The 12410-nt window shown below is 41.4% G+C and carries 14 protein-coding genes and 1 tRNA gene; 9 read left to right on the forward strand and 6 right to left on the reverse strand.

Going from position 1 to position 12410, the window contains the following annotated elements; all coding sequences use genetic code 11:
• The first annotated feature begins 31 nt into the window (after positions 1-31).
• The 3 genes from HY064_10355 (at position 32) to HY064_10365 (ending at position 2093) form a co-directional block, all read left to right on the forward strand.
• Complete coding sequence (locus HY064_10355; GenBank protein MBI3511054.1) at positions 32-922, forward strand: diacylglycerol kinase family lipid kinase; 891 nt, start codon at positions 32-34, stop codon at positions 920-922.
• Between the two features lie 198 nt (positions 923-1120).
• Complete coding sequence (locus HY064_10360) at positions 1121-1453, forward strand: carboxypeptidase-like regulatory domain-containing protein (protein ID MBI3511055.1); 333 nt, start codon at positions 1121-1123, stop codon at positions 1451-1453.
• A gap of 166 nt (positions 1454-1619) precedes the next feature.
• Entirely contained in the window at positions 1620-2093 is a 474-nt protein-coding gene (locus HY064_10365; protein MBI3511056.1) for a hypothetical protein, read from the forward strand.
• A 22-nt stretch (positions 2094-2115) separates the two neighbouring features.
• Here the strand turns inward: HY064_10365 and HY064_10370 are convergent, their stop codons facing one another.
• From HY064_10370 to HY064_10380, 3 genes are all read right to left on the reverse strand, one after another.
• A complete protein-coding gene (locus HY064_10370; protein MBI3511057.1) occupies positions 2116-2391 on the reverse strand; it encodes a hypothetical protein in 276 nt (91 codons plus the stop codon).
• 430 nt (positions 2392-2821) lie between these two features.
• Complete coding sequence (locus tag HY064_10375; GenBank protein MBI3511058.1) at positions 2822-3475, reverse strand: response regulator transcription factor; 654 nt, start codon at positions 3473-3475, stop codon at positions 2822-2824.
• An 809-nt stretch (positions 3476-4284) separates the two neighbouring features.
• Positions 4285-4357 (reverse strand) — tRNA-Ile (locus HY064_10380).
• A gap of 208 nt (positions 4358-4565) precedes the next feature.
• Here HY064_10380 and HY064_10385 point away from each other — a divergent pair.
• The gene (locus tag HY064_10385) at positions 4566-5417 is read left to right on the forward strand and encodes an MORN motif-containing protein (GenBank protein ID MBI3511059.1); all 852 of its coding nucleotides are present in this window, start codon (positions 4566-4568) and stop codon (positions 5415-5417) included.
• 167 nt (positions 5418-5584) lie between these two features.
• Here the strand turns inward: HY064_10385 and purN are convergent, their stop codons facing one another.
• The 3 genes from purN to HY064_10400 form a co-directional block, all read right to left on the reverse strand.
• Entirely contained in the window at positions 5585-6148 is a 564-nt protein-coding gene (gene purN / locus HY064_10390) for a phosphoribosylglycinamide formyltransferase (protein ID MBI3511060.1), read from the reverse strand.
• Between the two features lie 78 nt (positions 6149-6226).
• Complete coding sequence (locus tag HY064_10395; GenBank protein ID MBI3511061.1) at positions 6227-7411, reverse strand: aminotransferase class V-fold PLP-dependent enzyme; 1185 nt, start codon at positions 7409-7411, stop codon at positions 6227-6229.
• On the reverse strand, positions 7408-8220 hold the full coding sequence (locus HY064_10400) for a hypothetical protein (GenBank protein ID MBI3511062.1): 813 nt from the start codon (positions 8218-8220) through the stop codon (positions 7408-7410). The genes HY064_10395 and HY064_10400 overlap by 4 nt, the downstream gene beginning before the upstream one ends.
• Before the next feature lie 141 nt (positions 8221-8361).
• On the opposite strand from HY064_10400, the gene HY064_10405 reads away from it, so the two are divergent.
• The 5 genes from HY064_10405 (at position 8362) to HY064_10425 (ending at position 12396) form a co-directional block, all read left to right on the forward strand.
• Positions 8362-8598: an acyl carrier protein gene (locus tag HY064_10405; protein ID MBI3511063.1), complete on the forward strand. Its 237-nt coding sequence runs from the start codon at positions 8362-8364 to the stop codon at positions 8596-8598.
• A 33-nt stretch (positions 8599-8631) separates the two neighbouring features.
• The gene (fabF, locus tag HY064_10410) at positions 8632-9894 is read left to right on the forward strand and encodes a beta-ketoacyl-ACP synthase II (GenBank protein ID MBI3511064.1); all 1263 of its coding nucleotides are present in this window, start codon (positions 8632-8634) and stop codon (positions 9892-9894) included.
• A gap of 164 nt (positions 9895-10058) precedes the next feature.
• Positions 10059-10805, forward strand: coding sequence for a ribonuclease III (rnc, locus tag HY064_10415; protein MBI3511065.1), 747 nt, complete (start codon positions 10059-10061; stop codon positions 10803-10805).
• Positions 10806-11117: 312 nt separating this feature from the next.
• Complete coding sequence (locus tag HY064_10420; GenBank protein MBI3511066.1) at positions 11118-11699, forward strand: sigma-70 family RNA polymerase sigma factor; 582 nt, start codon at positions 11118-11120, stop codon at positions 11697-11699.
• The gene (locus tag HY064_10425; GenBank protein MBI3511067.1) at positions 11674-12396 is read left to right on the forward strand and encodes a hypothetical protein; all 723 of its coding nucleotides are present in this window, start codon (positions 11674-11676) and stop codon (positions 12394-12396) included. Before HY064_10420 ends, HY064_10425 begins: the two co-directional genes overlap by 26 nt.
• Positions 12397-12410 lie beyond the last annotated feature (14 nt).

A 12410-nucleotide genomic window follows, 5' to 3' on the forward strand; every position in this document is an offset into this window, starting at 1 on the left:
CAATATTTTATTTCCCATTTATTTCCCAATTATGAACCGAAAGAGAATTGCTTTTGTCATTAACCCGAATTCTGGAAGTGACAAAAAAACGGATCGCGTCAAGCTCATTCGCAGTTTGGTCAATTATTCCTACGACAGTGAAATTATTCTCTGGAAAAATATTTCTGATCGCGATGAAATTTTTCAAAACATCGTAACTGGAGAATTTGATATCGCCGTTGCAGTTGGAGGTGATGGAACCGTGAGTCAATTGGCCGAAGTTTTGTGCGGGACAACTATCGCGCTTGGAATTATTCCATTCGGTTCGGGAAATGGTCTTGCACGTCATTTGGGAATTCCGTTAAAACCATCGGCAGCAATGAAATTATTGGAAACAGGTGTGGTGAAAAAAATTGATCGTGGAAGAATTAATCATCGTTCTTTTTTCTGCACTGCAGGAGTTGGATTTGATGCACACATTGGAAAATTATTTGCAGAAAGCGATTCACGAGGATTCTGGACCTATGGCAAAATGACTTTAGCGGAATTCCGTTCCTATCATTCGGAAAATTACACGATTGTTATTGACGGAAAGAAATTTGAACGAAATGCTTTTCTCATGACCATTGCAAATGCCGGACAATATGGAAACAATGCGTGGATCGCACCAAAGGCAAATGTGAGGGACGAAATTTTACATTTTTCAATTTTACTTCCCTTCCGGTGGTGGAACATGATTGGAATTGCAGGAAAAATGTTCGGAAAAAAACTCGACACGTCTCGATTTCTTGAAAGTTTCAGTGGAAAGAAAATTACAATTACAAGGAAATCGGAAGGAGCAATTCATTATGATGGTGAACCTGATTTTATGGGAACAGAGTTAATTGCCTCAATTGACACTGCGGTCTTGAATGTAATCGTTTCCGAAAATTTCAAAGGTTAATTCATATTTCAATCGGTAAAATTTTATTGAGTTAGAAAATTGTAAGTAGATTATTCCCTCTGATAAATTACAATCCGTTTTTTGGATAACCCCAACTTTACAAATCAGATTCCGAATTTACACTTACTTCATTCTTTAATGAGTTTGATTTTCCCGAGTCATGGAGGATTTTCATTAGTTTTACACCAGAAAATTTCCATGAAAAAATTTCTTGCTCTTATTTTTCTTTTTGCAATTCGGTTTTCTCTTTTCGCAGGAAACACAAACGGCGATGTAATTTTCATGAGTGGAAATGTGACCGACAAAACCACACACGAAACGCTTGCAGGCGTACAAGTGCATGTGATTGGAACCGACATTAATGTTTACACGGATTTCGACGGCAATTTTTTTATTCCAAATCTTCCCCGCGGTTCATACCAATTGGAATTTAGTTACATCACCTATAAAACAACCCAAGTAGTGAATGATCCTGAAACTTCAGGGTGCGATTATTGCTCCACGCTTTCAGTGGAAATTCAGCAGAACTAATTTTCCAATGTTAAGTTTTTCATTGCAGGAGAAAATATCATGCTTGAAAATCATTGTTTTACGGATATTGTAAAATTCCTGTAAACTAATCATTATGTAAAGTTCAATCGACGCTCGAAATTTGTATTGTTAACGTTATGGCATCAATAACCAAAAACTAACAGTCATGAAAAAATTCGCGCTTCTTTTGTTTCTTTTTGCCGGTTCAATTTTTTCGTTGAACGCGCAAAGCATTTTTATTGCAAACGGATTGTATGTTGACGCATCAGGAAATTTATTTACCGGACAATTCACGGAACATTTTGCAGATGGTGCAAAAAAATCTGAAATCAATATTATCAAGGGAAAAGCAAATGGAGTTGCAGTTTATTTTTATGAGAGTGGAAATAAAATGGAAACGGGACGTTATTTGGATGGATTGCGCGATGGATTGTGGGAAAAATGGAATGACACAGGAATTAAAATTGGCGAGGCAAATTACCTTTCAGGCGTGAAAGATGGAACTTGGCTGGTGTGGAATGACGATGGAAAAGAAATGATGGAAATGCATTATTGCAAAGGTGAAAAATGCAAAACCTGGAGAATGTGGAATGGGGACGGAACACTTACCGGCGAACGGGTTTATTCAGAAGCACAATAAAAAAATCATGATTGGGGATTCCCTATTCGCCAAATGACGCAAGCAAATAATTCAAAAGAATTGTTTGACTGCCATTCGCTTTCGCTTCGGCGGAAATTTTCATCACCGTACAAGAATTTTTAATCCAGGAATTTTGATCCAACTTTTTTATTTCACAGATTTCTTTTATCTCTTTTTCAGATGCAAGATGCAGCATCACTGTAAATCTGTTTTTGGGAATGAGAAACCAACAGACGGTAATTCCATCTTTTCTTTTATTTATTCCAGTCTTGTTTTTCAAAACAGGAAAATCATTCATCTTGAAAATAACGGAGGAAGTATCCAATTTTCCAGTGAAAAAAGCCGCAAACAATAAATCAGCATTCGGATTCCATTGCGCACCCATGGGGCCGCCACCGCCATTGTTAAAGAGATTATCGTTGCTGTCAATGTTTTTTCCATTCACAGAATCAAGAAATGTTTCCAACCACTTCGACAAAATTTCCGATTTGGGAGTTCCGGCATATTTATCATTCAAAACGTAAAAACAAGCCAATTCAGCTTCCGAAATTTTTCGGGGAGGAAGTTCTGTTATTTTTTGAATTTTGGAAGAATCAACAAAAACAGTTTTAGAAATTATGCTGTCGACCTTTTCGTTTGATTTATTTTCCCCGCACGCAGAAAATAGAAATGGCACAATGGGAAAAAGAATTTGCAATCTGCGCATTTGAAATTTGATCATCATTTTTTCATTTCGTTTCAAAACAATAACCTATTCCCCTCACCGTCTTGATAAATTGTTCGCCGATTTTATCCCGCAGTTTTTGAATGTGCACATCAATCGTTCGATTGTTTCTTCCATATTCCCCTCTCCAAATTTCCTGATAAATTTCTTCGCGCGTAAAAACTTTTTTTGGAGTGGCAAGCATTAACGCAAGTAATTCAAATGCCTTTCGTGGCAAAATAATTTCTTCATTTCCTTTTACAACAAGATAACGTTCACGATTTAATTTGATTGCTCCGGCTTCCACCGATTTATTAAAATCATTCGAACGATGACGTTTCAAAATCGCTTTCACGCGCATCATCAAAACATTTGGACGAACAGGTTTAATAATATAATCGTCGGCACCAACGGAAAAAGCTGCAATTTGTGAATAATCTTCGCTTCTGGAAGTGTAAAACGCGATGAATGTTTTTTTCAAGGATGGAATTGATTTTATATCGTGGCAAACTTCTATTCCATCCATTCCTTGTAAAACCAATTCCAATAAAACAAGATGCGGTTGGAAAATTTTTGAAATTTCAATCGCTTCTTTTCCATTATTACAAGTCACAACCTTGAAGTCGGCGTTTTCAAAAATGTTTTTGAGTGCATCCAAAAAAATTTCGTCAGTATCCACCAATAACAGGCGGTAGGATTCTTTTTCTCGGGAAAATGAATTTGCTTGCACATTGTAAAACTATCCTTCCCAGATTGTAAGGTCATTAAGCCGATATTAAGTTTTGGGTTTAAAAAAATGTTTTTTTCACGCGTGTCCGTTAGGTAATAAAACTCAATGTGGTTTTGATTTGGATTAATTGATGATTCCGTAATATTAAGATGTTGTTAACCTATTGTAGTGGCAATGCTTTTACAAAAAAAATTATTGTGGATACCAGAAAGAAAATATTGATCGTGGACGATGAACCCGATATCCTTGAGTTCCTTACTTATAATTGAGAAATTTTCTTTTTTCTCATTCTGCTGTTGGGCGGGCGCTGTGTTTTGCAAAGAACTTTTTTTCATGGCTGTCGTTTTTGGTTTTGTCTAACCGCCATGCTAACTCTGCGGAAACCAGAGTCAATCCTTTTTTCACGTTATGTATGGGAAACAAAAATTGTCAAACGCGGGGTTGTATTTCAGCACAACCCTTGTTTCCGCGTTGCCTCCGCCCTTGGTTGGGAAAAACTACCACACCGGCCAAACACCGCCCTTAAAACGCGTTATACGGCGTTACACGGCCTGTTATTTTCCTTCCTGAAATTTTGCTTCGCGTAAAAAAACCGTTCTTCCACCGCACCCGTAACCGCACCCGGTTGTTTTGTCAGGTTTTTTTCGCCTTCACGTTTTGCCAGAAAAATTCTTCCCGCTCTAATTTTTTTCTCAAAAAAATTCACTTCACTCAAAAAGCGAAACGCCCTGAACCTATTGATTTCAGGGCGTTTGCCGTGGACCCGGCAGGGATTGAACCTGCGACCGATCGATTATGAGTCGAGCGCTCTAACCGCTGAGCTACGAGTCCGATTATTTTGAAGAACGAAAAACACCAACACCTTATGAGTCCGCTGCTCTAACCAACTGAGCTATGGGTCCGGTTTAATAAGGAGTGCAAAAATAGGAATTCAATTCTATTGTGCATTTTATCAGAATTTAAGATGATATAACGCACTCGTCGTCGTAATCTTATTCCTCTTTGCGTCTTATATTTGAAAATTAAAACCACCAGTCCTATGAAAAAATTATTCTTCCTCCCCGCATTTATTTTCATTTACAATTTTTCTTCTGCTCAAGGATGCGTTTCCGGCGACTGCATGAATGGTACAGGAAAAATGACATTCTCCACCGGAGAAGTATACGAAGGCGGATTCAAAAAAGGAACATACAGCGGTCATGGTACAATGACTTTTGCCAATGGCGACGTGTATAGCGGAAATTTCAAGAATGGAAAAAGAAACGGCCAGGGTGTAATGACTTTCCCTGAAGGAACAAAATACGACGGGCAATGGAAGAATGACGATTACGAAGGGCAGGGCACCATGTATTTTGCCAGCGGGCAGGTTTACGTTGGTCAGTGGAAAGCGGGAGAAATGTGCGGCAAAGGAACCACTACTTTTCCCAGTGGAGAAAAATATACAGGGCACTACGAACACAGTAAGAGAAGCGGGCAGGGAACGATCACTTTTGCTTCCGGAGAAAAATATTCCGGCAACTGGGCCGATGATAAATATGAAGGGCAGGGAACACTTACCTATGCGAACGGGGATAAATACGTGGGGGAATTTCACACAGGGAACATGGAAGGAAAAGGAACGTACACGTATACGACAGGAACAAAATATACCGGCGACATGAAAAACAATTTATTCGACGGAAACGGAACGATGATCTTTAAATCGGGAGAAAAATATATCGGGCAATTCTCCGATGGAAAACGGAACGGCACTGGCACCATGACTTTTCCCAATGGAACAAAATATGAAGGAGAATGGAAAGATGATGAATACGATGGCCATGGAACAATGACCTACCCGAACGGAACAAAGAAAACGGGGACGTGGAAAAATAATGAGTACGTAGGATAGAAGCAGAATGCAGTAAGCGGAAGTGGTGAACTCCTAAGGAGAAAGCGGCAGCAGCCCGTCCGAACGGGTCATCCGGGCAGAAGCGCTGATCAGTGAGAGTCTCCGAAAAAAATTTGTGTGAGAAAAAATAATTGAGAATGCGAAGCAGGCCCCGCTAAGAAAATTTATCACGAAATTATTTTCTCCACTACTTCAGCAAAATATTTGTGTTCGAGTTCCTGCACGCGTGCGGCGAGTGTGCGCGAAGTATCGCCGGGAAGAACCGGGCAGGTGAATTGAGCAATGTGTTTTCCTTCATCGAATTTTTCATTCACAAAGTGAACAGTGATGCCGCTTTCTTTTTCACCGGCAGCGATCACGGCATCGTGTACTTTGTTTCCGAACATTCCTTTGCCACCGAATTTCGGAAGCAGCGCCGGATGAATATTGATGATGCTGTCTGGAAATTTCCTGAGGATGATTTCCGGAATGAGCCAGAGAAATCCTGCGAGCACAATAAGATCAATGCCGCGCACTTTCAATTCATCTACAATGGAATTTTCGGAAAAGAATTCTTCTTTGGCGATGAGCAGCGTTTCAACACCGTGTTCTTTCGCAATTTCCACCACGCCTGCTTTCTCATTGTTGCAAACCACCAACGTCACCTGCGCCCTTTTATGAAATTCAAAATACTGAATGAGTTTCTCCGCATTCGTTCCCGATCCTGATGCGAATATGGCAATGCGTTTCACTCGGCGAAGATAGTTTGTTGGTTGGATAAGTTCGTTGAGTTGCTTCAGATCTTAACAAACCAAACCAACATAACCAACTCAGGCAACTATTTCTTTTAGTGCCCATGCCAAATATTCATACTGCGAAATGTCATTATAGCATTGACACGCAATTCTCACCCACGCTTTCGGATCATTTCTTTTGAAAGTAAAAACAGGAACTTCAATTTTATACTGCGAAAATAATTTTTCCTGGATAGGATGAATGTAATTGAATCCATAAGGAGGAAGATCCGTTTTGCCCATGAGAATATTGGCAAGATGGCCAATCATAGTATCGGGTGCAGGTAATTCTGTTTGCAATGCATCGGCAATTATTTTTCTTCCGCGCAGGGTAAGATCACGATTATTTTTTCTCAACTCATTCCATTTTCCCGGGAATAAATTTCCCATCACATCGATGGCTTTCGGAACAGAAATGCATGCCGTGTAATCATCAGTTCCCGGCCAGAAAAAACTCTTCGCCCACACATCTGCGCGATCGTACGTGTGCGAGATCTGCAGCGGGGCGATCTCTTTTTGTTTCGAAGGATGAACGTAAAGAATGGCAGAACCTTTCGGTGAACAGATCCATTTGTGCGCGTTGCCAACATAATAATCGGCGCCGAGTTCATCGAGATCAAGATCGATCATTCCGGGAGCGTGTGCGCCGTCTACAAAAACAGAAATTCCCTTTGCTTTGAAAATTTCAATCAGTTTTTTCACCGGGAAAACAAGTCCCGTCGCAGAAGTAACATGATCTACAAAAAGCATTTTTGTTTTCGGAGAAATTTCCCTTACTAATCGTTCCACCACTTCGTTCTCGCTTTTTATCGGGAAAGGAATTTCCGCAATGCGTAAATGAGATTTATTTTTCTCCGCATAATATTTTATCGTGTTCACACACGCGCCGTATGCGTGATCGTGTGTGAGAATCTCGTCGCCTTCGTTGAAATTCAGCGAATGAAAAACAGTATTCACACCCATCGTCGTATTTTTCACGAAAATGATATTTTCTCCTTTCGTCCCGAGAAATGCTGCTGTTATTTTCCGTGCATTATCCCAAAGCGGTTCCAGTTCGCGTGTACTGAATCGCACAGGTTCCGCTTCCAGTTCACTGCGGAATTTATGCTGCTCTTCAAGAACCTTCACCGGCGTTGCACCGAAAGAACCGTGATTGAGAAAAGTCATAGATTGATCGAGCGACCAGTTTTTAATCAGAGGAGAATAGTGCGGAGAATTCATTTCGTTTTTATTTTCAGGTTGACGGAGTCAATAATTTTTTTCTGCACACGGCCACCCGGATCGAATTTCCCGACATAAACTTTCTTCTGCACTTCCACACTGTCGGGGTAAGTTTCTTCATCTTCCCATACCGAATCGCTCGAGATCATTTTGAAAGAAGCATCTTTGAAAACCGATGAATAAATATGGGTATTGCCGGCAACAGGAGGATCGGCGCCCATGGAAGTTTCACCAAGCTGAATGGTTTCTATTTGTTTTCCGGCAGGAGTAAAAGTGGTGAGCATATAAAATGTTCCTTCGGAATAAGGATCGGCTTCGAAAGATTTGTACGTCATGGCCCAGCAGACCGCGTTGTAAGCAGGAGAAATTTTTATGGAGTCGATGAAATAAATTTTCTCATCCACAATATCACCTTCATGAAAATCCTCTTCAGTTTCATCCACGACTCCAAGTGAATCAAGCTGAAAATATCTTTCGAAATAAAACAGGATTGATTCATCTTTGCCGCACACGAGCGGATAAAATTTCTTCCGGACTTCTTTGGACTTCAGCAATGTTCTTTTATGTTTTTCGAGTTTTGCATCGTACGCAAATGCAATGAGTGATGGATCTTTGCAGAGAAGCGTATCGCCACCAAGATGTTGTGCTATCGTGAGTGTGTCAATGATCTTTGCAACAGTAGAATCTTTTTTGTTGTTCATTGTTGTGTTCTGAGTTTTTTGTTCGTTGCCGCATGATGCAAGAATAAAAAACAGGCAAATAGAAAGGAGACGGAAATTATTTTTCATCAAACGAATGTAGCAAGACATCGCTTATGCAAATAAAGGGATCAAAAAGCACTCGAAAAGCTCTTTAATTAACTATAGATGAATAAGTTAGATTATTCTTTTTGATATTTACCTCATCCCTCTATCTTTGCAGGCACATTTAACCAAATAAATCGCTTTAAAATGTCTGACATCGCAGCAAAAGTAAAAGCCATTATCGTTGACAAACTCGGAGTTGACGAAAAAGAAGTTACCGAAGCGGCAAGCTTCACCAACGATCTTGGTGCTGATTCGCTCGATACAGTTGAACTTATCATGGAATTTGAAAAAGAGTTCAACATCGCTATTCCCGACGACCAGGCCGAAAAGATCAATACAGTCGGCGAAGCCATCAAATACATCCAGGAGCACGCGAAATAATTTTCGCTTTTTCTCCACAAAAAATTTATCGGAATGCAGTTGAAACGGGTTGTTGTTACAGGACTTGGTGCAGTTACTCCATTGGGAAATACTGTTCCTGAATACTGGAATAACCTGGTAGCAGGAAAAAGTGGTGCTGCGCGCATCACACGTTTCGACCCCTCGAAATTCAAAACACAATTTGCGTGTGAAGTAAAAGGATTCAACCCGGAATTATATTTCGATAAAAAAGAAACGCGCAAACTCGATCCGTATTCTCATTATGGAATTGCTGCGGCCGATCAGGCGGTGAAAGATTCCGGAATCCACGCCGATTCAATTGATAAAAACCGCATAGGTGTGATCTGGGGATCGGGCATCGGCGGATTGCAGACTTTCCAGGACGAATGTTTCGCTTTTGCGAAAGGTGACGGAACACCAAGATTCAACCCCTTTTTCATTCCGAAAATGATCGCCGATATCTGCTCGGGCCACATCTCGATCCGCTTTGGTTTTCATGGTCCGAATTTCACTACCGTTTCTGCATGCGCTTCTTCTACCAATGCGCTGATCGATGCATTTACTTATATCCGACTCGGAAAAGCAAATGCAATTATTACTGGTGGATCCGAAGCTGCAATCTGCGAAGCGGGAATTGGAGGATTCAATGCATGCCAGGCAATGAGTACACGTAATGATTCTCCACAAACTGCATCACGTCCGTATGATAAAGAGCGCGATGGATTTGTTCTTGGCGAAGGAGGTGCTGCAATTGTTCTCGAAGAACTTGAGCATGCACTTGCGCGTGGCGCAAAAATTTATGCTGAAGTAGTTGGAGGAGGATTGAGTGCGGATGCGCATCATATAACTGCGCCACATCCGGAAGGACTTGGTGCTGCACTGGTAATGAGTGCTGCACTGGAAGATGCCGGATTAACTGTGAACGACATTGATTACATCAATACGCACGGAACATCAACTCCGCTCGGAGATGTTGCGGAATTAAAAGCGATCAATAAAATTTTCGGTGAGCAGGCTTTTAAAATGAATATCAGTTCCACAAAATCCATGACGGGCCATTTGTTGGGCGCGGCAGGCGCGGTGGAAGCGATCGCTACAATACTCGCTGTAAAAAATGATCTTGTTCCTCCCACGATCAATCACGTTACTGATGATCCCGAGATCGATCAGCGATTCAATCTCACATTCGGCAAAGCGCAATCTCGTACTGTGCACGCTGCTATCAGCAATACATTCGGCTTCGGCGGGCACAATGCTGCCGTGGTTGTAAAAAAATACCCGTCAGAAAAAAAGTAGAATAAAAAAAATTCCACGTTCCAATTCCGATTGGTGCCTGGAGTTTGTTTTTTTGATTTTTTTCGGATAAACAAACGTTGCAGTCTCTAATAACAGAAATTACTTTTTGGGATTCGGGATTTTGATTTTTGTTTTTCTTACAAACGGGGTTTGAATCAGTAACCTTGTTTTCATTCAGATATTTATTTGCACCGGCGGGCGAAAAAGCCTTCCGTAAAACGCTGAAAAATCTGCTCGGATTTTTCCCCGGCAATATTTCCCTTTACCGCAAAGCTTTTACACACTCGTCGGCAGCCAATCAGAATAAAACGAAACCGGGAACGCACAAACAGAATGTGACCACGGAAAGTTATGAGCGACTTGAATTCCTTGGCGACGCCATCCTCAGCGCTGCGATCGCTGATTATCTCTACATGAAATTTCCTTACAAAGACGAAGGGTTCCTTACTAAAATGCGCTCCAGAATTGTAAGTCGTCAGCAACTCGGGAAACTTGCTTTGAAATTTGGCATCGAAAAATTCATAGAAGCAGAATCAGGTCTCGCAGGAAAAAGTAATTCAATCAATGGAGATGTTTTTGAAGCGCTGATTGGCGCTATGTATCTCGACAAAGGATATGATTTCACGCAGCGCTTCATTCGCGTCAACATCCTTAAATATCATCTGGATATTGATGAGATCGAAGCTACCGACACAGATTATAAAAGTAAACTCATTGAATGGGCACAGAAGAACAGGAAAGAATTGAAATTCGTATTAGTGGAAGAGATTGGCAATGGAATGAATAAATTGTATGCGGTCGAAGTGACTATTGACGGAGTCCCCTATGGACGAAACCAGCATACCTCCAAGAAAAAGGCGGAGCAGGAAGCCGCCGGGAAGTGTCTCGAAGAGTTGGGGCTGAACCAATAAATTAATTCAGGTAGAGAATCGGCAGGTGGGAAAACTTTCAATATAAATTCTATACTTTTTTTATTATTACGTACAAAATCAGCAAAAACTACTCATTTATTCAAATTATTGAATAAAAAATACGAATAATCGGAATATTTAAGCAAAAATAAGAGCAACTTCAATTTCCCACCTTTTTAAAATCGATATTAAATTTTGCCATTACCTAAAATTCTCTGCCTAAAACACCAGATTTGGAGCCGGAAGTAAGGCAACTTCACAAACCTTTTGGCGTCTTTTTAGCGTAAAATGAAGCGGACACTTAACCGCCCAATGACGGACAATGAACTTATCGCCGGTTGTATCAGGCAGGATCGCACCTGCCAGGAAGAATTGTACAAACGGTTTTATGGTAAAATGCTTGGAGTCACCCTGCGTTATGCCAAAGACCGAGACGAGGCCCGCGATATGTTACAGGAAGGATTCATCAAGGTGTATACGTCGCTTCGCAATTTTTCTTTCAAGGGTTCCTTTGAAGGATGGGTGCGGAGAATTGTCGTGAATACTGCAGTGGATCACCTGAGAAGAAACAAGCATGAGTACATGATCGTTTCTACCGTTTATGCGCGTGAAGGTGAGATTCCGGATCATTCCGAAGAAGTGGAAGAAGAGGATTTAGTGAACACACTTTCCGAAGAAGAAATTCTCGCGTGTGTGCAAACACTCAGTCCGGCTTACAGAACAGTGTTCAACCTCTATGTGATCGAGAATTTTTCGCACAGGGAAATTTCTGAACAGCTGAACATCTCGGAAGGAACATCGAAATCAAACCTGGCAAAGGCCCGCTTCCAACTGAAAAAAAATCTTTACAAACAAATCAAAACAACTGATGGAGAACGGACCTCTACACGATGACAAACTCTTCCGGGCGGTGAACGAACGGCTGAGCAACTACGAAGCACCTTACGAGGGCGCCGACTGGGATGCTATGAGCCGCTCACTCGACCAGCTCCCTAAAGTTTCCCGCTTCAAGTGGAAAATCTCGCTCAATTCCATTCTCATTGGAATCGGTATAGTGGGAATTTCTGCGCTTGCGATCACACTCGTAAAAAGCAGCGGAAAGAAAACCAATGTTGCCTCTCCACAGGAGAATGCGCAACAGGTAACAACACCTAAACAGGCCCCGCCTGCGGGCACCAATTCTTTCGTAGTGAATACCACGCAGAACGTAACTGCCGACAATAATGGGGTTGTGTTACAAGACAACCATCCCGTTGCCGCCGATGCAACAAGCGGAATCACATCCTCGGATAATTCCACGAAAGCGCACCGGCAGAAAAAAGATAACGGCGATGGCCTTTATTTCGGCGACCAGATCGATCGCAGGAAAGGGTTCATTCACCATACTCAGGAAGATCCCGAACTTGTGAACAGTCACGAGGATTCCATTCCCGGCTATTACTATGATATCGTGAATGGAAAAACCACCAAGATCCGGCTGAAAAAAGATACCGCTTCTAAGAAAACGAGCGCACCTTCGCAGAATAATTCTTCATCTCAAGGCGCTCCAACAGACGGTGAAACTCAGGGATTCGGCCCCCAGAGTAACTAGGGAGTACGAAATAC

Source organism: Bacteroidota bacterium (assembly GCA_016194975.1).
Classification (GTDB): Bacteria; Bacteroidota; Bacteroidia; order Palsa-965; family Palsa-965.